Source organism: Paenarthrobacter sp. NPDC058040, assembly GCF_042885775.1.
Classification (GTDB): Bacteria; Actinomycetota; Actinomycetes; order Actinomycetales; family Micrococcaceae; genus Arthrobacter.
Genome location: NZ_JBHVRN010000010.1, coordinates 196,414 through 216,440 on the forward strand (window position 1 = coordinate 196,414; position 20,027 = coordinate 216,440).

19 protein-coding genes and 1 pseudogene are annotated in these 20,027 nt (G+C 64.3%); 17 read left to right on the forward strand and 3 right to left on the reverse strand.

The genetic code is table 11. From position 1 onward, the window contains the following. Positions 1-645: 645 nt before the first annotated feature. Positions 646-726: pseudogene (locus ACFVSJ_RS15845) on the forward strand (hypothetical protein); the annotation flags it as partial. Here the strand turns inward: ACFVSJ_RS15845 and ACFVSJ_RS15850 are convergent. Continuing rightward, entirely contained in the window at positions 697-1,014 is a 318-nt protein-coding gene (locus ACFVSJ_RS15850; protein ID WP_387437903.1) for a hypothetical protein, read from the reverse strand. The pseudogene ACFVSJ_RS15845 and the gene ACFVSJ_RS15850 overlap by 30 nt on opposite strands. A gap of 36 nt (positions 1,015-1,050) precedes the next feature. Between ACFVSJ_RS15850 and ACFVSJ_RS15855 the strand changes: the two genes are divergently transcribed. Next, positions 1,051-1,512, forward strand: coding sequence for an endonuclease domain-containing protein (locus ACFVSJ_RS15855; protein WP_387437904.1), 462 nt, complete (start codon positions 1,051-1,053; stop codon positions 1,510-1,512). 189 nt (positions 1,513-1,701) lie between these two features. Here ACFVSJ_RS15855 and ACFVSJ_RS15860 read toward each other — a convergent pair whose 3' ends face one another. Both ACFVSJ_RS15860 and ACFVSJ_RS15865 read right to left on the reverse strand, forming a co-directional pair. Next, a complete protein-coding gene (locus ACFVSJ_RS15860; RefSeq protein WP_387437858.1) occupies positions 1,702-2,124 on the reverse strand; it encodes a hypothetical protein in 423 nt (140 codons plus the stop codon). A 13-nt stretch (positions 2,125-2,137) separates the two neighbouring features. Then, positions 2,138-2,809 (reverse strand): trimeric intracellular cation channel family protein, encoded by a 672-nt coding sequence (locus ACFVSJ_RS15865; RefSeq protein ID WP_387437859.1) that lies wholly within the window; start codon positions 2,807-2,809, stop codon positions 2,138-2,140. On the opposite strand from ACFVSJ_RS15865, the gene ACFVSJ_RS15870 reads away from it, so the two are divergent. The 15 genes from ACFVSJ_RS15870 to ACFVSJ_RS15940 all read left to right on the forward strand — a co-directional run bounded on the left by ACFVSJ_RS15870 (position 2,810) and on the right by ACFVSJ_RS15940 (position 19,983). Beyond that, positions 2,810-3,571, forward strand: a complete 762-nt coding sequence (locus ACFVSJ_RS15870) for a sirohydrochlorin chelatase (RefSeq protein ID WP_387437901.1) — start codon at positions 2,810-2,812, stop codon at positions 3,569-3,571. A gap of 151 nt (positions 3,572-3,722) precedes the next feature. Beyond that, positions 3,723-5,465, forward strand: coding sequence for a nitrite/sulfite reductase (locus ACFVSJ_RS15875; RefSeq protein ID WP_387437860.1), 1,743 nt, complete (start codon positions 3,723-3,725; stop codon positions 5,463-5,465). Continuing rightward, on the forward strand, positions 5,462-6,175 hold the full coding sequence (locus ACFVSJ_RS15880; RefSeq protein WP_387437861.1) for a phosphoadenylyl-sulfate reductase: 714 nt from the start codon (positions 5,462-5,464) through the stop codon (positions 6,173-6,175). The genes ACFVSJ_RS15875 and ACFVSJ_RS15880 overlap by 4 nt, the downstream gene beginning before the upstream one ends. Next, complete coding sequence (cysD, locus tag ACFVSJ_RS15885) at positions 6,172-7,131, forward strand: sulfate adenylyltransferase subunit CysD (protein ID WP_387437862.1); 960 nt, start codon at positions 6,172-6,174, stop codon at positions 7,129-7,131. The genes ACFVSJ_RS15880 and cysD overlap by 4 nt, the downstream gene beginning before the upstream one ends. Continuing rightward, positions 7,132-8,544 carry a sulfate adenylyltransferase subunit 1 gene (locus ACFVSJ_RS15890; protein ID WP_387437864.1) on the forward strand — a complete coding sequence of 471 codons (1,413 nt, stop codon included), beginning with the start codon at positions 7,132-7,134 and terminating at the stop codon, positions 8,542-8,544. Positions 8,545-8,641: 97 nt separating this feature from the next. Next, a complete protein-coding gene (gene mmuM, locus ACFVSJ_RS15895; protein ID WP_387437865.1) occupies positions 8,642-9,595 on the forward strand; it encodes a homocysteine S-methyltransferase in 954 nt (317 codons plus the stop codon). A 155-nt stretch (positions 9,596-9,750) separates the two neighbouring features. Then, positions 9,751-10,908 carry an ABC transporter substrate-binding protein gene (locus ACFVSJ_RS15900; protein ID WP_387437866.1) on the forward strand — a complete coding sequence of 386 codons (1,158 nt, stop codon included), beginning with the start codon at positions 9,751-9,753 and terminating at the stop codon, positions 10,906-10,908. Between the two features lie 123 nt (positions 10,909-11,031). Next, on the forward strand, positions 11,032-11,763 hold the full coding sequence (locus ACFVSJ_RS15905; protein WP_387437867.1) for an ABC transporter ATP-binding protein: 732 nt from the start codon (positions 11,032-11,034) through the stop codon (positions 11,761-11,763). Next, on the forward strand, positions 11,753-12,691 hold the full coding sequence (locus tag ACFVSJ_RS15910; RefSeq protein ID WP_387437868.1) for an ABC transporter permease: 939 nt from the start codon (positions 11,753-11,755) through the stop codon (positions 12,689-12,691). Before ACFVSJ_RS15905 ends, ACFVSJ_RS15910 begins: the two co-directional genes overlap by 11 nt. Positions 12,692-12,892: 201 nt before the next feature. Continuing rightward, complete coding sequence (locus ACFVSJ_RS15915) at positions 12,893-13,450, forward strand: dihydrofolate reductase family protein (protein ID WP_387437869.1); 558 nt, start codon at positions 12,893-12,895, stop codon at positions 13,448-13,450. Between the two features lie 35 nt (positions 13,451-13,485). Beyond that, positions 13,486-14,529 (forward strand): LLM class flavin-dependent oxidoreductase, encoded by a 1,044-nt coding sequence (locus ACFVSJ_RS15920; RefSeq protein WP_387437902.1) that lies wholly within the window; start codon positions 13,486-13,488, stop codon positions 14,527-14,529. A 135-nt stretch (positions 14,530-14,664) separates the two neighbouring features. Further along, positions 14,665-15,576: a glutaminase gene (locus ACFVSJ_RS15925; protein WP_387437870.1), complete on the forward strand. Its 912-nt coding sequence runs from the start codon at positions 14,665-14,667 to the stop codon at positions 15,574-15,576. A 113-nt stretch (positions 15,577-15,689) separates the two neighbouring features. Continuing rightward, a complete protein-coding gene (cobA, locus tag ACFVSJ_RS15930; protein ID WP_387437871.1) occupies positions 15,690-16,958 on the forward strand; it encodes a uroporphyrinogen-III C-methyltransferase in 1,269 nt (422 codons plus the stop codon). A 101-nt stretch (positions 16,959-17,059) separates the two neighbouring features. Further along, positions 17,060-18,526, forward strand: coding sequence for an FAD-dependent oxidoreductase (locus tag ACFVSJ_RS15935; RefSeq protein ID WP_387437872.1), 1,467 nt, complete (start codon positions 17,060-17,062; stop codon positions 18,524-18,526). Between the two features lie 80 nt (positions 18,527-18,606). After that, the gene (locus tag ACFVSJ_RS15940; protein WP_387437873.1) at positions 18,607-19,983 is read left to right on the forward strand and encodes a rhodanese-like domain-containing protein; all 1,377 of its coding nucleotides are present in this window, start codon (positions 18,607-18,609) and stop codon (positions 19,981-19,983) included. Positions 19,984-20,027: the final 44 nt, after the last annotated feature.

Below are 20,027 nucleotides of genomic sequence, written 5' to 3' on the forward strand. Positions count from 1 at the left end.
GTTGCGGGGCTTGACTGGCCCTGTTATGCGGCGTGTCTCCGGCTAGCGGCCTCAAAGTGGGTGGTGGAGGTACGCAACAACGACGGCGGCACCCGACTTCGGCGACATCTCCCTCGGCGGTGCCGCCACGACCCACTTTGGGTGGTTGCGGGGCTTGACTGGCCCTGTTATGCGGCGTGTCTCCGGCTAGCGGCCTCAAAGTGGGTGGTGGAGGTACGCAACAACGACGGCGGAAGGCTGGCTTCGGGGCGCGCGGCAGTGGTTGGGCAGGCAACCAGGGCTTAAACGGAATGGCCCCGGCTCGCTGCAACGTTACGAGTCATACGCTGCACCGAACCGGGACCACAATCTCCGTTCGCATCAGACCCACCGGAGGCATTTAGTGGATCCGTGAATAGCTTATGACAACCCTGTCACATATGCAACTTATCGCGTCAAAGAATTTTCGGGTGAAGTGCTGTGATTTACAGACTCTGCCCGGTCCTTTACCACCCACTTTGATGCGGGGATCCCGGGACACGCCGGCTGACGGGTTTGTTGGGGTCGATGTAGGCGCAAAGTGGGTGGTGGAGGAACGCCGGGGTTTATCCACATAGGACCAGCCGAGGGCAGCGCTGGCCTGAAAGGGGCTCACAGCATGGGCTGATGGATATCACTCAATTTCTTCAAAGCCGTCATGGCGCTGCGACAACAGCATCACTCTATGCCGCTGGATTTACCCGGCGGGGCCTGGCCAAAGCAGTCAAAGAGGGTGCTGTCAGCAGACTGCATAGAGGTGTCTATGTCGCTCGGGACGCTGATCCCGATATCGTGGCCGCGTTCAGGGCCAACGGAAAGCTGACCTGTGTTTCCGCTGCCCGCTTCTATCAGCTGTGGACCCTGCACGGTGCTGAGCAACTCCACCTCAGCTGCGGAACGGGTCAGGCACGGCGGCGAATAGTTCACCACGGCCAATGCCTGCACCCCGACCACCCTTACTTGCCTGTGGCCGGAGTCGCGGACGTTCTGCTGCATGCCATGAGATGCCTCCCCGAGTTGGAAGCATTGGTCATGGTGCAGAGTGCTGTGAGCCAGGCGTTGCTGACCACCACGTTCCTTGGAAGCAAGCTGAAAGGCAACCGGAACGGAGTAACCAGAACCATCCTGGACCTTGTCCTGCCCAAGGCCGACTCGCTCTTGGAGGTGCTCGCCCACACCCACTTCACAAGGGCCGGGTTGCGGGTCCAGATGCACGCAGATGTACCCGGGGTAGGCGAAGTGGACTGCTTGATAGAGGATTGCCTGATCGTGGAACTCGACGGCGGCACCCATTTTGAGCCCAAGCAGGTGAAGAAGGACCACTACCGGAACAATGCCGGTCTTCGCGGCGGACTCGTGAGCCTGCATTACTACTATGCCGACGTCGTGTTTCACCCAGAACGCATGGTGGAGGAGGTCCTGGCCGTGCTTAGGAACAGGGAGGCCGGCCGCTACGGTCCCTTCCGGTATCTGGCCAGCCAGCCGCCGTCGTAATTCTTCGAGAGGCTGTGCCGCCACCACCAACTTTGAACGCAAAATGTGGCGGAGAGCCCCCTCAGCCGGCGTGGCGGGTCGAGGGTCGGCTCAAAGTGGGTCGTGGCGGTACGCGCTAATCGAAGCGCGTCAAACAAACAGCCCCCACGCAACCACGGAGGCTGCGCAGGGGCTGTGAACCAGGAAAACCTAGTCTTCGTCGTTGAACGCCCATTCGAACATGTCGAACACGAACTCGGAGAACGTGCCTTCCTCGCTCTTCCACTGGCCGCGGGCGTTGTTGCGGCGGTAGACAATGGGATCCGGGATACCGAGATCGGCGACGCGGAAGCCCCACGTGAATTGTTCGTCCTCGTCCTCGAGGAACATGAGGAAGCCTTCGTCGTCCACTTCGAGTTCCTCGGGATCCCAGAAGTAGTGGTACGCCTCCATGAGGTCTTCGCAGCCTCCGAGGGCGAGGTAGAACTCGCGGAGAACCAGCGGGATGGTGAAGGAGTGCTCAGACAGGGCGTCGTCCAATTCCTCGGGCGTCAGGCCGTCTTCTTCCTGCCATTCATCCTCGAGATACTTTGGGACCAGCGCGCGGAACTTCTCGAGGAACATGTCAGTCATGCTCCCATCCTAGCTAATCCCGGACCCCCGGATTTGCGCCGGATCCAACCCCCGCACGGTGCCATCCACGGACCGCGAGGGGTACGTACCAGCTGCGCCGCCACGCCGTAACACGGAAGGCGAAAACCACGCCGGCAATAAGGCAGGCCGTTAGTCCGCTGAAGAGCCCCAGATCCCACAAAAGCGTGGTCAGTGCGGCTCCCACAAAGGCGGGCAGGGCGTAGATGTCGCGGTTGTTGAAAAGGGTGGGAATTTCGTTGGCTGTAATGTCCCTCAGCAGGCCGCCACCCACCGCGGTGGTGACGCCCAGCAGGATGCAGGTCACCGGGTTCATCCCCGCGGTGAGGGCCTTCAGGGTGCCGGTGATGCAGAACAAAGCCAGCCCGCCGGCGTCGAACAGCGTCAAAAGCGATGTGAAGCGCTGGACCGATGAAAACAGGTAGTAGACCAGCAGTGCGGCAAGCAGCGGCGGGGCAAGGTAGGCGGGGTTGGTGAAGGCCACCGGGGGAGCGGCGTCGATAATGATGTCGCGGATTACCCCGCCGCCAAGCGCGACGATGGAGCCCAGCAGGATGGAGCCGACGAAGTCGAACTGCTTGCGGGCGGCCAGCAGGGAACCTGAGACGGCGAAAAAGAACACGCCGATGAGGTCTAGCCACAAAAGAACAATGTCAATGGAAATCAACTGGACGGTTCTTTCTTGAGCGTGCTTCTCAACTGGTGCTGGCTCAACGTTACGCTAGCTCCCATGAACAGCCCCGTTTTGATCGCCTGTGCCCATGGAACCCGCAACGCCGAGGGGCAGGCAGCCATCCGCCAGGTCATGGCCGAAATCGAGGAACTCCGCCCCGGGCTGCAGGTCCTCGAGGCGTACGTAGACGTCCAGGAGCCTGAGTTGTCCGGTGTGGTGGAGGGCCTGCCTGCGGGGACTGCCGCCGTCGTCGTGCCCCTTTTGCTGTCTACGGGATTCCACATCAAGGTGGACGTGCCCAAGGCGATCAAGAGCCGTCCCGAGGTGGTGGCCGCCAAGCCGATCGGCCCGGATACCCGGCTGGCGGAGCTGCTCGCCGAGCGATTGCGGGCCGCCGGGCTGCAGGACCACGACGGCGTCCTGCTGGCCGCTGCTGGTTCATCCCTTCCCGACGGCTCGGTTGATTCGGAGGAACAGGCGCGCCTCCTCGCCGAACTGCTGCCGAACACAGTCCGCGTCGCCTACGGTGCCAGCGCCCAGCCCAACGTGCCCGACGGCGTTGCCTCCTTGCGTGCGGAGCTTGGCACAGGGGGTGGCCGGGTGTTTGTGGCTTCCTATTTGCTGGCGACGGGGTATTTCCACGACCAGTTGTTCAAGGCCGGCGCTGATGTGGTGACCGATCCCTTGCTGCCTTCGAAGGTGCTGGCCGAAATCGCGCTGGAACGGTACGACGCAATAAAGGGCAGCCTTTCCTAAGCGATTTAGGCCCGGAATGACGGGGTTTCCCACTGCATAAGAAGCCCGCCAGTACAAGGCTGTGACGCCCTTCATGACGAAGTGTTTCCTTAGGTGACTCAACATTTCCGGACCTTTGCTGGCGAAATCTGGCCACACCTACCCTCGATATATGACAGATACAGCTGTAGCCGGTGCGTCCGCGGACACCGAAGTCTCCAAGCGTCCCGCACGCACCCGCCCGGCCGCCAAGCCCCACGGTCAGTGGAAGGTTGACGGCACCACGCCCCTCAACGCGAACGAAACCTGGAAGCAGGAGGACAACGGGCTGAATGTCCGTGAACGCATTGAGTCTGTCTACTCAAAAGAGGGCTTCGACTCGATCGACGGCACGGACCTGCACGGTCGTTTCCGCTGGTGGGGCCTCTACACCCAGCGCAAGCCCGGGATCGACGGCGGCAAGACGGCAACGCTTGAACCGCACGAGCTCGAAGACAAGTACTTCATGCTGCGCGTGCGCATCGACGGCGGTGCGCTGACCACCGAGCAGCTGCGCGTCATCGGCCAGATCTCCGTGGACTTCGCCCGCGGCTCGGCCGACCTCACGGACCGCCAGAACATCCAGCTCCACTGGATCCGCGTTGAAGACGTACCGGAAATCTGGCGCCGCCTCGAATCCGTGGACCTCTCCACCACCGAGGCCTGCGGCGACGTGCCCCGCGTCATCCTAGGTTCCCCGGTTGCGGGAATCGCCAAGGACGAGATCATCGACCCCACGCCGCTCATCCACGAGCTCGCCGAGCGTTTCATCGGCGACCCCGAGCTGGCCAACCTGCCGCGCAAGTACAAGACGGCCATCACGGGCCACCCGTCCCAGGACGTGGTGCACGAGATCAACGACTTCGCACTGGTTGGCGTGGTCCACCCCGAGCTTGGTGCCGGCTACGACCTCTGGGTTGGCGGCGGCCTGTCCACCAACCCGCGCCTGGCCGAGCGCCTGGGTGTGTTCGTTTCCGCCGACGTCGCCGCTGAAGTGTGGCTCGGAGTCACCAGCATCTTCCGTGACTACGGTTACCGCCGCATGCGCACCAAGGCCCGCCTGAAGTTCCTCATGAACGACTGGGGCCCCGCCAAATTCCGCCAGATCCTCGAGGATGAATACCTCGGTTTCAAGCTTCCGGACGGTCCTGCCGCCCCCAAGCCGAGCACACCCGGCGACCACATCGGTGTCCACGAGCAGAAGGACGGCAAGTTCTTCATCGGCGTCACCCCGATTGTTGGCCGTACGTCCGGCGAGTCGCTGGTCAAGCTGGCCGACACCCTGGAACAGCACGGCACGTATCGCCTGCGCACCACCCCGCACCAAAAGCTCGTCATCCTGGACGTTGCCAAGGAGCAGGTGGAACCGCTGATTGCCGAACTGGACACCCTGGGCCTTTCCGCCCGTCCGTCCGTGTTCCGCCGCGGCACCATCGCCTGCACGGGCATCGAGTTCTGCAAGCTGGCCATCGTGGAAACCAAGGTCACCGCGGCAACGGCCATTGCCGAACTGGAACGCCGCCTTGCCGACCTCGTGGAGACCAAGCAGTTGCCGTCGGCACTGTCCCTGCACATCAACGGCTGCCCCAACTCCTGCGCCCGCATCCAGACCGCGGACATCGGTTTGAAGGGAATGATGCTGCCCACGCCCGACGGCGACCCCACCCCGGGTTTCCAGGTCCACCTCGGTGGCGGGCTGGCCAACAACAACCGTGAGGAAGCCGGTTTGGGACGCACCGTCCGCGGCCTCAAGGTCACGGTGGAAAACCTGCCCGACTACGTGGAGCGTGTGGTCCGCAAGTTCGTCGCCGAAGGCGCCGAGGGCCAGACCTTCGCTGAGTGGGCACACTCCGCAGACGAAGGAGACTTGCAGTGACCACAGCCACCAAACGGTCCACCGAGGAACTCAAGGCACTGGCCGAGGCCGGCGCGGCTGAGCTCGACTGGAATGCGTCCGCCACCGACGTCATCGCCTGGGTTGCGAAGAACTTCGAGCTGCCGGCGATCACCGTGGCGTGTTCCATGGCCGACGCCGTCCTGCCGGCGCTGGTCGCGGACCAGATCCCCGGCGTCGACGTTTTGTTCCTGGAGACCGGCTACCACTTCAAGGAGACCTACCAGACCCGCGATGAAGTCGCGGCGAACCTGCGGGTCAACGTGGTGGATGTCCTCCCCGAGCACACCGTGGAAGAACAGGACACGTTGCTGGGCAAGGACCTGTTCGCCCGCGATCCCGGCCAGTGCTGCGCGCTCCGCAAGGTCCAGCCGCTGCGACGCTCGCTGGCAGGCTACGAAGTGTGGTTCACCGGCGTCCGTCGCGACGAAGGCCCCACCCGCACCAACACCCCCGTGGTCACGTGGGACGAGGGCTTTGGCCTGGTCAAGGTGAACCCCATGGTGGATTGGTCCTTCGACCAGCTGGTGGAGTACTCCGAGGACAACATCCTCCCCGTCAACCCCCTCCTGAGCCAGGGCTACCCGTCCATCGGATGCCAGCCCTGCACCCGCAAAGTGGCCCCGGGCGAAGACCCCCGCGCCGGCCGCTGGTCAGGTACCGACAAGACAGAATGCGGACTACACACATGAGCACCTACACAACTGAGGAGTCCACGGTGGAACTGGAAGCCAAGGTCGCCGCCCCGACCGCTGAGCGCCTGAGCTCGCTGGACACCCTCGAGTCCGAGGCCATCCACATCATCCGCGAAGTCGTCGCTGAGTTCGAGAAGCCCGCGCTGCTGTTCTCCGGCGGCAAGGACTCCGTGGTGATGCTGCACCTGGCCACCAAGGCTTTCTGGCCGGGCAAGGTTCCTTTCCCGGTGCTGCACGTGGACACGGGCCACAACTTCCCGGAGGTCCTGGACTTCCGTGACCGCACGGTTGAGCGCCTTGGCCTCAAGCTTGTTGTCGGCTCGGTGCAGGAATTCATCGACCGCGGCGAACTTGCCGAGCGTGCCGATGGAACCCGCAACCCGCTCCAGACCGTTCCGCTGCTGGACGCGATCCAGAAGAACAAGTTCGACGCCGTGTTCGGCGGTGGCCGCCGCGACGAGGACAAGGCCCGTGCCAAGGAGCGCATCCTGAGCCTCCGCGACGAATTCGGCCAGTGGGATCCCCGCAACCAGCGCCCCGAACTGTGGAACCTGTACAACGGCCGCCACACGGTGGGCCAGCACGTCCGGGCCTTCCCCATCAGCAACTGGACCGAACTGGACATCTGGCGCTACATCGAGCGCGAGAACATCGAACTGCCCGCCCTGTACTACGCCCACGAGCGCGAGGTCTTTGCCCGCGACGGCATGTGGCGAGCAGTGGGCGAGGTCTCCCAGCCGCTCCCGCACGAGGAAGTCATCACCAAGACGGTCCGCTACCGCACGGTGGGGGACATGTCCTGCACCGGCGCCGTCGAATCCGACGCGTTCACCGTGGCCGACGTCGTTGTCGAAGTCGCTGCCTCCACCCTGACCGAACGTGGCGCCACCCGCGCAGATGACCGCATCTCCGAGGCAGCCATGGAAGACCGCAAGAAGGACGGCTACTTCTAAATGAGCACCGAAACCGCATTCCTCGAAGACGGCCTGGACTCCGCTCCGCTGCCGTCCACGCTGTTCCGTTTCGCTACTGCCGGATCGGTCGACGACGGGAAGTCCACTCTGGTGGGCCGCCTCCTGCACGACTCCAAGGCGATCCTGGCCGACCAGCTCGACGCCGTTGCCCGAACCTCCGCGGACCGCGGCTTCGGCGGCGACAAGGGCGGCATCGACCTGGCCCTCCTGACCGACGGCCTGCGTGCCGAGCGCGAGCAGGGCATCACCATCGACGTCGCCTACCGCTACTTCGCAACGGACCGCCGCAGCTTCATCCTGGCTGACTGCCCCGGCCACGTTCAGTACACCAAGAACACGGTGACGGGCGCGTCCACGGCGGATGCCGTCGTCGTACTCATCGACGCCCGCAAGGGTGTGCTTGAGCAGACCCGCCGCCACCTGTCCGTGTTGCAGTTGCTGCGCGTTGCCCACGTGATCGTCGCTGTGAACAAGATCGACCTGGTGGACTTCAGCGAGCAGGTGTTCCGCGACATCGAAGCCGACGTGCAGAAGGTGGCCCGCGAGCTCGGGCTGGGCTCTGACGGTGTTGCCGACCTGCTGGTTGTTCCTGTTTCAGCTCTCGACGGCGACAACGTGGTGGACCGCTCCGAGCGCACGCCCTGGTACACGGGTCCTGCCCTGCTGGAGGTCCTCGAGACCCTTCCGGCCGCCGATGAGCTTGAGGCCGAACTGGAGAGCTTCCGCTTCCCGGTCCAGCTGGTGATCCGTCCGCAGGGTGCCCTGGCTCCCGACGCAGTGGACGCCGGCCTGGATGTCGAGGCCTACCGTGACTACCGGGCGTATGCCGGGCAGATCACCGAAGGCTCGGTCAAGGTTGGCGACGAGGTTACCGTCCTTACACCCGGCCACGAACCGCGCAACACCACAGTGGTGGGCATCGACTTCGCAGGGCGCTCGCTTGAAGAAGCCGCAGCTCCGCAGTCCGTGGCGGTCCGTCTGGCCGATGAGCTGGACATTGCCCGGGGCGACACCATCGCCGCAGCAGGCACCGTCCGCGAGGCTTCCGCAGACCTGTACTCCTCGCTGTGCTGGCTTTCCCCGAAGCCCCTCCGTGAGGGCCAGAAGGTCCTGGTGAAGCACGGCACGCGCACGGTCCAGGCCTTGGTCCGCAGCGTGTCCGGCAAGCTGGACCTGTCCACCTTCAAGGTGGAGCCGGCGTCGAGCCTGGAGCTTAACGACATCGGAAACGCACAGCTGCGCCTGGCCGCTGCGCTGCCCTTGGAGAACTACCTGCGCCACCGCCGCACGGGTGCGTTCCTGGTGATCGACCCGATCGACGGCAACACCCTCGCGGCAGGCCTCGTGAAGGACCACCCGGGCGACCACGAAGACGAACGTTACGTCATCTAAGGACACGGAAAGACACAGAACCGCGGCTTGTTCGCCGATCCCGGCCGTAGATCGGCCGGACACCGGACAAGCCGCGGTTTCTTTTTTGGAAGGCACCATGCCCCGGAACACCACTCTGAGCACACTTCTCGACGCCGGCACGGACTTGGTCCTGGACGGCGCTTTGGCCACCGAGTTGGAAACCCACGGCTGCGATCTTGACGATCCGTTGTGGTCCGCCAAGGTCCTCATGGAGCAGCCGCACCTGATCAAGCAGGTCCATCGGGACTACTTCGACGCCGGTGCCTCCGTGGCGATCACCGCCAGCTATCAGGCCACTCCGCAGGGTTTCGCCCGGCGCGGGCTGTCCTTGGAGGAATCCCTCGAGCTGGTGGCCAGGAGTGTCCGGCTCGCCGACGAGGCACGGCAGGAGTACCTCTCGGCAAACCCCGATGCCCGTCCGCTGCTGGTGGCCGGATCGGTGGGACCCTACGGCGCCTACCTTGCCGACGGCTCCGAGTACCGCGGTGATTACACGCTTTCTGCCGCGGAATTCCGGGATTTCCATCGCCCACGCATTGCGGCGCTCGTGGAGGCCGGAGTGGATTTCCTGGCCTGTGAGACGCTGCCATCGTTCGCCGAAGCGGAGGCGCTGCTGGCACTCGTGGCGGAGTTCGACGTCGAAAGCTGGTTCACGTTCACGCTGCGGGACAGCGGCCACATCAGTGACGGAACGCCCTTGGCGGACGTGGCCGCGCTGCTCCGCGCGGAACCGCGCGTTGCCGCCGTCGGGCTTAACTGCGTGCCGCTGGAACTGGTGACTCCGGCGTTGGGCTCCCTTCGGAACGTCACTGATGCGCCCTTGGTTGCCTACCCGAATTCGGGGGAGACGTACGACGCCGTGACCAAGACCTGGGGACCTGCCGTCGGGGTCGCGGAGACGGGCACGCTCGCCGGGAATGTTGCCGACTGGCTCGCCTTGGGAGCGCGGCTGGTGGGTGGCTGCTGCCGCACGAATCCGCGGGATATTGAAGGCCTCGCAGCAAATATGACGCCAAGTGACCCTTCATGAACCCTGATTTCTACGGGATTGAAGCGGAAATATGACAGTCCCTACTGTGAACTCATGACCACTCCGGAACGGTCCTTCCTTGCCCTCGACGGGCGATGTTAGGGGCCTGATCTTCGCCCCGCTTCGCATCCCAAAAATCTCTTAAGGACCCCCCAATGTCTAACTCTCCCGAGTCACCCAAGCCCGGATCTGATTCCGGCACCACCCGCATCGTCGCGGGCCAGACCCCGGCCAAGCCCAAGCGCCGCCGCACCCTCGAGATCGGACTGGCCGTTGGCCTGGTCCTCCTGATCGGTGCAGGTGCCGCAGTCGCCTCCGTTGTCTCGAACAACAACCAGGCGGCACCGGCTCCGGCCACCACGCCGGCCGCAGAGCTCAAGCTCGGCTACTTCAGCAACGTCACCCACGGCCCGGCACTGGTTGGCACCAGCAAAGGCTTCATCGCCAAGGAGCTTGGCAGCACCAAGCTCAGCACCCAGATCTTCAACGCAGGCCCCGCTGCGATCGAAGCCCTGAATGCAGGCGCCATCGACGCCACCTACATCGGCCCGAACCCGGCCATCAACTCGTTCGTCAAGAGCAACGGCGAATCCATCAGCATCATCGCCGGCGCAGCTTCCGGTGGTGCCCAGCTGGTGGTCAAGCCGGAGATCAACTCCGCAGCCGACCTCAAGGGCAAGGTCCTCGCTTCGCCACAGCTTGGCGGCACCCAGGACGTCGCACTCCGTGCATGGCTCGGCCACCAGGGCTACAAGACCAACCCTGATGGCAGCGGCGACGTGAACATCAACCCGACCGAAAACGCCCAGACCCTGAAGCTCTTCCAAGACGGAAAGCTCGACGGCGCCTGGTTGCCTGAGCCCTGGGCCTCGCGTCTGGTGCTGGAAGCCGGAGCCAAGGTCCTGGTTGACGAGAAGGACCTGTGGGACAAGGGTGACTTCACCACCACCATCCTCATCGTGAACAAGAAGTTCGCCGCCGAACACCCCGAGACGGTCAAGGCACTCCTCAAGGGCCACGTTGAATCCGTGAACTGGTTGAACTCCGCTTCGGCCTCGGAAAAGGCGAGCACCATCAACGCTGTCCTGAAGGACACCGCAGGCAAGCCGCTCCCGGCCAACGTGATCGACCGGGCGCTGCAGAACATCAAGTTCACCACCGACCCCTTGGCTGGAACCTACAAGAAGCTCCTCCAGGACGGTGTGGACGCAGGTACCACCAAGGCCGCCGACATCAACGGCATCTTCGACCTCCGCGCCTTGAACGAGGTGGAGGGCAAGAAGACCTCCGCCGCCGGACTCGGCCAGGACTAAGCAGTAACAGGTCGGTCCGCTTCCACCTTGGGAAGCGGACCGGCCTTTGGCCGCAGCCGGGCAATGCCTGGCTGCGGCTGCACGCACCACCAGCTTTAGCTACAACAAACGAAGGACGGGACCATGCCAGTCGTACTGGAGAACTTGGGCAAACGCTTCGGTGACGGGGCCCCCGTCCTGGACGACGTCAACGCCACCATCGGGCAGGGCGAGTTCGTCGCCCTCCTGGGTGCGTCCGGCTGCGGCAAGTCCACCCTGCTGAACATCATCGCCGGACTGGAGCAGCCGACGTCGGGCGCCCTTGAGGTGCCCAGCGACGGTGCGGCCTTCATGTTCCAGGACTCGGCACTGTTCCCGTGGCTGACAGCGCGCGGCAACATCGAACTCGCGCTGCAGCTGGCCGACAAATCCAGCAGCAAGGCGAGCCGCCGTGCCAGGGCCACCGAGCTGCTGGAGCTCGTCCACCTCGGTGGTGCCGGAGACAAGCGACCGCATGAACTGTCCGGCGGCATGCGCCAGCGCGTGGCACTGGCCCGTTCGCTGGCCCAGGACCGGCAGGTGCTGCTCATGGACGAGCCGTTCGCCGCCCTCGACGCCATTACGCGCGACCTGCTCCATGACGAACTTGAGCGGATCTGGAAGGAAACGGGCCGCACTATCGTCTTCGTGACCCACAACGTCCGCGAGGCCGTGCGTCTGGGCCAGCGCGTCCTGCTGCTGTCTTCGCGTCCTGGCCGCGTGGTGGCCGAATGGGATGTCACCGAAGAACACCGCACTGATGCCGGCCGCGCAGGGGAGCTGACCGGCGTCATTACCCGACGACTTCGCGAGGAGATCCGCCGCCATGCCAAGTAACCAGACCACCGAAGAGCGGACTCTCCCCGTGTCAGAGCAGAACCACATCACCTCGCCATCCATCAAGGGCAACCCCTCCGAACTTCGGGACCTCGAAGCCGGCCTGGACAACCTCCAGTCGGACATTCGGCGCAGGGGCGGCATTGAATGGAAGCGTGTGTTGCTTCCCGTGGTGGCGTTGGTTGTCCTTGTTCTGGCCTGGCAGTTCTACGTCTCGCTGGGGTTCAAGCGGCGCGACCTCGTCCCCGGTCCCGTGGATGTGTTCAACCAATTCCTCACACTGTGGGGTGAGGGCAAGCTCCAGGAAGCAGTATGGACCTCGCTGCAGCGTGGGGTGATCGGTTTCCTGATCTCCGTTGTGATTGCCACACCCATCGGGTTGCTCCTGGCACAGGTTGCCCCCTTGCGCCGCGCGTTCGGTCCGCTGATCTCCGGCCTGCAGGTCCTGCCGTCCGTTGCCTGGGTTCCTGCTGCCATCATCTGGTTCGGGCTGACCGATGCCACCGTCTACTTCGTGGTCTTCATGGGGGCGATCCCGTCCATCATCAACGGGTTGATCTCAGGGGTGGACCAGATCCCGCCGCAGTTCCGCAGCGTTGGAACTGTCCTGGGGGCCAACCGGCTCCAGATGGCCCTGCAGATCGTCCTTCCCGCGGCCCTTCCCGGCTACATCAGCGGCTTGAAGCAGGGGTGGGCCTTCTCCTGGCGCTCCCTCATGGCCGCTGAAATCATCGCAGTGGGCGGCACCATCGGCTTCGGCCTCGGCTCCCTGCTGGATCAGGGCCGGATCCTGGCGGACATGACGGTGGTTATGTCCGCAATCCTCCTGATCCTCTTCGTGGGCATCCTCATCGAACTGCTGGTCTTCGGGCCGATCGAGAAGCGCCTCCTCCAGCGCCGCGGCCTGTTGGCGGGCAGCAGCCGCTAACGGCTTCCAAACGCAACGCGGGGTCACTTACAGCCCATGTTGATACCAAACATGGGCCGTAAGTGACCCCGCGTTGCTTTGTTCCCGTTCGGATCCTCTCTCACGAAATCCCCCTTTCCCACGGATGCTCTCTCACCGGGTGAGAGAGGGTCGGGCTGAAGGGGGTGTTTGGTGAGAGAGCGTCGGAATTAGAATCGGCGAATGGGACTGCTTACCTTCAGTATCAATGTCACCTTGGATGGTTGCGTCGACCACCGTGAAGGCATCGCGGACGACGAGACGCACGCTTACTTCACCCGGCTCATGGACCAGGGCGGCGCCATGCTTTGGGGCCGAACCACCTACGAGATGATGGAAGACTACTGGCCGCTGGTGGCCCGGGGCGAGGTCGATGCGCCGCCAGCCTTGAAGGAGTGGGCGGACAAGCTGGACGCCAAGCCCAAGTACGTCGTTTCGGCCACGAGAGAAGACTTCCCGTGGACCAACAGCCACCATCTGACCGGCGAGCTGCGAACGGCGGTACAGGAACTCAAGGCCCGGACTCCCGACGGCGTGCTGGTTGGCAGCGGCAAGCTTGCCACGGAGCTGGATCGCCTGGACCTGGTGGACGAGTACAAATTCCTGGTCCACCCCATGATCACCGGCCACGGGCCCAAGTTGTACCAAGACGGACTCGCCTCGACTCGAAGGCTGGATCTGGTCTCTGCAGAGCCGCTCAGCAATGGCGCGGTGGCCATGCACTATCGACGGGCTGATTGAGGAATGTGCAGGCACCCATCAGTGTTGTGACGGGCATGCACAACAAACGCATCGGTTTCCTTTCCTTTGGCCATTGGGCCCGCGTCCCTGGCTCCTTGGTTCCCACCGCCGGCGAGGCCCTGAAGCAGGGGATCGAACTGGCCGTCGCGGCAGAGGAACTGGGCATCGACGGTGCTTTCTTCCGCGTGCACCACTTCGCCCGCCAGCAGGCCTCGCCGTTCCCGCTCCTGAGCGCCATCGCGGCAAGGACCAGCCGGATCGAGATCGGCACCGGCGTGATCGACATGCGCTACGAGAACCCGCTCTACATGGCGGAAGAAGCGGCAGCCACGGACCTCATCAGTGACGGCAGGCTGCAGCTCGGCGTGAGCCGTGGTTCACCCGAGCCTGCGCTGAACGGTGCGGCCAACTTTGGCTACGTACCCGCGGACGGCGAAGACGGCGGCGACATGGCCCGGCGCCACACTGCCCTGTTCCGTAAAGCGATCGCGGGGCACGGCGTTGCCCAAGCAGATCCGCACTATGCCGGAGGGGCCACAGGACTTCTGCCGGTCCAACCTCTCTCCAAAAGTTTGCCGCAACGCATCTGGTGGGGCGCCGGCACCCGCAAGACGGCGGTGTGGGCGGCTGAGCAGGGTATGAACCTGATGAGTTCCACCCTTCTCACCGAAGACACGGGCGTTCCCTTCGACCAGCTTCAGGCCGAGCAGATCCAGATGTTCCGGGACGCCTGGGCAGCGGCAGGGCATGACTTCGAGCCACGCGTCTCCGTGAGCCGTAGCATCATCCCGATCGTGGACGCCGAGGACAACCACTACTTTGGCCTGCGGGCCCAGGCAGACAGCCAAGACCAGGTGGGGATCCTCGACGGTGCCTTGTCCCGGTTCGGCAAGAGCTACATCGGCTCGCCCGAGCAACTCGCCGGGGCGCTTGCGCGGGATGCGGCTGTACGGGCCGCCGATACCGTCCTGCTCACCGTCCCGAACCAATTGGGGGTGGAGTACAACGCAAAGCTCCTGGGCAACGTGGCCAAGCACGTTGCGCCGGCATTTGGTTGGGCAGCCGCCACATCCCGGTAGGAATGCCCTCGGTCCCTCCGGAAAACGAAAAAGGCCGGTAGTGTTGCTGGCTGTGCTTAAGCACCAGTGACACTGCAACACGTGCCCGGCCTCTTCAATGACGAGGAGGATCCGGGCTGGGAAAAGGGCCTATCCATGGACATCCAAAATCTTCTCGAAGACATCGCGGGAGCTGTTCAACCGCACGTGGGCCAAGGGCAGGTGGCCGGCTACATTCCTCAGCTCGGTGCTGTGGACCCCAAGCAGTTCGGCATCTCCCTGGTGACGCGTGACGGCGAGGTCTACTCGGCCGGCGACGCCCACGTGGAGTTCTCCATCCAAAGCATCTCCAAGGTTTTTGCCTTGGCGCTGGTCCTCTCCAGCGACGGCGACGGAATCTGGAAGCGCGTCTTCCGTGAACCCTCGGGCAACCCCTTCAACTCGCTCGTTCAGCTGGAAAGCGAAGAAGGCATACCCCGCAACCCGTTCATCAACGCCGGGGCGATCGTGGTGACGGACAGGTTGTTGAGCCTGACCGGAGATGCTGCCGGAGCCGTACGTGACCTGATGAGGAGGGAATCCGGAAACGCCCTGGTGGACACAGACCACCGTGTAGCCACCTCGGAATTGGAGAGCGGGCACCGGAACGCGTCGCTGGCGCATTTCCTGGCCAGTTGCGGCAACCTGGAGAATCCCGTGGACGAGGTCCTGGAGTCTTACGCTCGTCAGTGCGCGCTGGCCATGACGTGCGAGGATCTTGCCCTTGCGGCCCGTTTCCTCGCTTCGAACGGGCTGGGAGCTGATGGCGGACTGGTGTTGTCGCCCGCCCAAACCAAGAGGATCAATGCCGTCATGCTCACCTGCGGTACATACGATGCTGCGGGCGAATTCGCCTACCGCGTGGGGCTGCCAGGTAAGAGTGGAGTCGGGGGCGGCATCGTGGCTGTCGTACCCGGCAAATGCGCCATCAGCGTCTGGAGTCCCGGCTTGGGGCGTTCCGGCAATTCCGTTGCCGGTGTGGCCGCACTGGACGAATTCACTACGCGCACGGGGTGGTCCGTCTTCTGAGGTTGCCGGGCCAGGCACAGGCATGGATTCCTAATATGACGTTGCATTACCCAGCGTTACCGGTTGTGTCTGGGCCTTTGAAGCATGTTACGCGCCAGCCCTACAGTTTTTTCATGGCAATACAGGACATTTACCCCACGGCACTGCGGCTGCTCGGCCGCCCGGTGCTGGTTGTGGGCGGCGGACCCGTCGCGGCGCGCCGCGCCAAGGGACTGCTCGACGCCGGTGCGAAAGTTACGGTCGTCGCTCCCGTTGCCTCCGAAAAACTTCGCGAACTCGCCGGCTCGGGCCTCCTCACGTGGAAGCCCCGCGAGTACCGCACGGAAGACGTCGACGGCGTCTGGTTCGTCCAGACGGCAACGGGGACTCCCGCTGTGGACACCCAGGTGGCTACCGACGCCGAGGCCCAGCGCATCTGGTGCGTCAATGCCTCCGACCATGAATCGTCCGCCGCGTGGACCCCTGCCGTGGCCGAAGTGGACGACGTGAAGATCGCCATCAACGCCGGGGGAGACCCGCGCCGCGCCATGGCCTTGCGTGACGCCGTCGCCACGGCCTTGGAAACCGGCGACCTTCCGCTGCGCCGCCACCGTAAACCCGATGCCTCAAGCCAAGGTTCCGTAGCCTTGATCGGCGGTGGTCCCGGCGACTCGGGACTCATCACAGTCCGCGGTCGCCGCTTGCTCGGCCAGGCCGACGTCGTGGTTGCCGACCGTCTTGGCCCGCGCGGGCTGCTGAAGGAACTGGCTCCCGACGTCCGCGTGATCGAGGTCGGCAAGACGCCCGGCCACCACCCCGTCCCGCAGCTTGAGATCAACCGCATCCTCGTGGAAGAAGCCCTGAAGGGCAACCGGGTGGTCCGCCTCAAAGGCGGCGACCCCTATGTCCTGGGCCGCGGTGGCGAGGAAGCAGAATTCTGCCGGCAGAACGGCGTCGAGGTTGAAGTGGTGTCCGGCGTGACGTCCGCGATCTCGGTTCCCGCCGCTGCCGGCATCCCGGTGACGCACCGCGGACTGGCCAAGGGCTTCAGCGTGGTGACCGGCCATGAAGAGTTGTCCGAGGTTCCCGCACGCCCCGATCACACTGTGGTGTTGCTCATGGGCGTGGCGCAATTGCGCGAGTCCGCGGGCGCCCTTGCCGCCTCGGGTCTGCCTTTGGACACTCCAGTAGGTATCGTGGAGAACGGGTATTTGCCGCAGCAGCGCGTCACGATCGGCACGTTGGAGACCATCGCGGACCAGGCGGAAGCCGTCGGCGTGGCCAATCCAGCGGTGATCGTCATCGGCGATGTTGTCCGCGTCAGCCCCTTCGCCCCGCAGCATTTCAAGACCGCTGACTACAGCACCATTACCCCCAACCGTCCCCGCGTCCGCACCAACTAGCCCCCGGCCCAACTAAGTAGCACTTGTGCGCGTTATGAGCCTTCAAAACGCGCACAAATGCGACTCAGTTGGGAGGACTGAACAGAAGAAGGAACACAGCCGTGTCAACAAGCACCCCCGTAGGTTCTGCGGACCGTCCGCTTCGCGTCGCCGTCATCGGCTCCGGCCCTGCCGGCGTGTACGCAGCTGACATCCTGACCAAGAGCGAAGCCGTGAAGAGCGGCGAACTCAACGTCAGCATCGACCTCTTTGACCGCTACCCGGCACCGTACGGCCTGATCCGCTACGGCGTTGCCCCGGACCACCCCCGCATCAAGGGCATCGTCAACGCCCTGCACAAGGTGCTGGACCGCGGCGACATCCGCTTCTTCGGCAACGTGGACTACGGCACGGACCTGTCCATCGAGGACCTCCGCAAGCACTATGACGCCATCATCTTCGCAACGGGTGCCATCAAGGACGCGGACCTGAACATCCCGGGCATTGAACTCGAAGGCTCCTTCGGCGGCGCCGACTTCGTCTCCTGGTTTGACGGGCACCCGGACGTTTCCCGCGAATGGCCGCTGGAAGCCACCGAAATCGCTGTGCTCGGCAACGGAAACGTGGCCCTGGACGTTGCACGCGTCCTGTCCAAGCACGCCGACGACCTGCTGGTCACCGAAATCCCGGACAACGTTTACGCCGGCCTGAAGAGCTCGCCTGTCACGGACGTGCACGTCTTCGGCCGCCGCGGCCCGGCCCAGGTGAAGTTCACCCCGCTGGAACTCCGCGAACTCTCGCACTCCAAGGACGTGGACATCATCCTCTACGCCGAGGACTTCGAGTTCGACGAAGAGTCCGACCGCCAGGTCCAGACCAACAACCAGATCAAGACCATGGTTGGTACGCTCACCAACTGGATCGCCGAGCAACCCGAGGACCTCTCCGAGCTCAAGGCGTCCCGCCGCCTGCACCTGCACTTCCTGCACAGCCCGGTGGAGATCGTTGACTCCGCCGAAACCCCGGGCAAGGTTGCGGGCATCAAGTTCGAGCGCACCGAACTGGACGGCACGGGCAACGCCCGCGGCACCGGCGAGTTCATCGACTACCCGGTCCAGGCCGTATACCGCGCCATCGGCTACTTCGGCTCGGCCCTGCCGGACGTCGAGTTCGACCACAAGAAGGGCGTCGTAACGAACGACGGCGGCCGCGTCCTGGACGCCGATGGCCAGCACGTTCCGGGCCTCTACGCTACGGGTTGGATCAAGCGTGGTCCGGTTGGCCTCATCGGCCACACCAAGGGCGACGCCCTGGAGACCGTCACGTACCTCCTGGAAGACCGCGAAAACCTGCCGTTCGCCGAGGTTCCTTCGGCAGACGCCGTCGTGGAGCTCCTCGACAGCCGCGGCGTGCAGTTCACCAGCTGGGAAGGTTGGCTGGCACTTGACGCCCACGAGCTCGCGCTCGGCGCAGCAGCCACAGAGGCCGGCACGTCGCACGGCGTTGAGGTCAAGCGTGAGCGCATCAAGGTTGTACCGCGCGAGGAAATGGTCAACATCTCCCGCGATGGCGTAGCCGCACAGGTCTAACAACAACGCGGGGTCACTTACGGCCGGTCCGGTCCTTCCGGATGGGCCCTAAGTGACCCCGCGTTGTTTTAAGGTGGGGTATGGACGTTGTTGTTATCGAGACACCCCAGCTCGGGGACCGCAGTTACCTGGTTCACGACGGCACCGTTGCGCTGGTAATCGACCCCCAGCGTGACATTGACCGCGTTGAAGCGGCCGTATCTGCCGCGGGCGTCCGGATCACGCACATCGCCGAAACCCACGTGCACAACGACTATGTCACCGGCGGCCTGATTCTCGCCGAGGCCCACGCGGCCGAGTACTTGGTGAACGGCGCGGACAACGTTTCTTTTGAACGAACCCCCGTGGCGGACGGGGATGTCTTTTCAGTGGGACGCCTGTCCGTCCGCGTGGTCGCCACGCCCGGCCATACCCACACGCACCTCGCGTACGTGGTGCGTGATGCAACGCACGACGGCGGCACGGAAGCCGTGTTTTCCGGCGGCAGCCTTCTTTATGGTTCAGTCGGGCGGACGGACCTGGTCTCCGCGGAAGATACGGCTATGTTGGCCCACGCGCAGTATTCCTCGGTGAGGAAACTCGTAGACACGGCAGCGCCGGGGGCCGCGCTCTATCCGACCCACGGCTTCGGGTCTTTCTGCTCCATTGGCCCGGCGAGCCACCAGGACTCCTCAACCATCGGTGAACAAGCCGCGCAGAACCATGCGCTGACGGATGACAGTGAGGACCACTTCGTGGCCGAGCTGCTGGCGAACATTACGGCGTACCCCGCGTACTACGCCCACATGAGCCCGCTCAACTCTGCCGGTCCCGCGCCCGCTGCCCTTGGCGTCCCGGACTCAGTGGAACCGGCTGAGCTGCGACGCAGGCTCTTGGCCGGTGAGTGGGTGGTGGACTTGCGGCACCGGGTGGCTTTCGCGGAGGACCACCTGCAGGGCAGCGTGGCCTTCGAATACGGGAACGGCAGTAACTTCACCAGTTACCTCGGCTGGGTGATCCCATGGGACCAGCCGCTCACGCTCCTGGGCTCACACGCGGACGTGGACAAGGCGATCCGGGACCTGGCGAGGATCGGCATCGACAGTCCGGATGCCGCCGTCGGGCATTCCGGCGGTGATGACGTTGAAGCCCTGGCGCCGGGCGCCCCGCGGTCCAGTTACCCCCACGGAAACTGGAGCCTGCTACTGAAGGAAAGGGCGGGGGAGGATGTGGTCCTGGACGTGCGAAGGCCCGAGGAATTCGAGGCCTCGCATGTGCTGGATGCCGTCAATGTGCCCGTGTACGAACTTCTCGCCCGGATGATCGAACTGCCGGAAGCCAGGGTCTGGGTGCACTGCGCCACGGGCTACCGGGCCAGTGTTGCGGCGAGTTTGCTGGACCGGGCCGGCCGGGACGTGGTGCTCATCGACGCCCGGTTCAAGGACGCGGCTGCGGCCGGCATTTTGCTTGTTCCGTAAGGACGTAGAAAGCCCGCTGTTCCGATGCTGGGCAGCAACGGAAC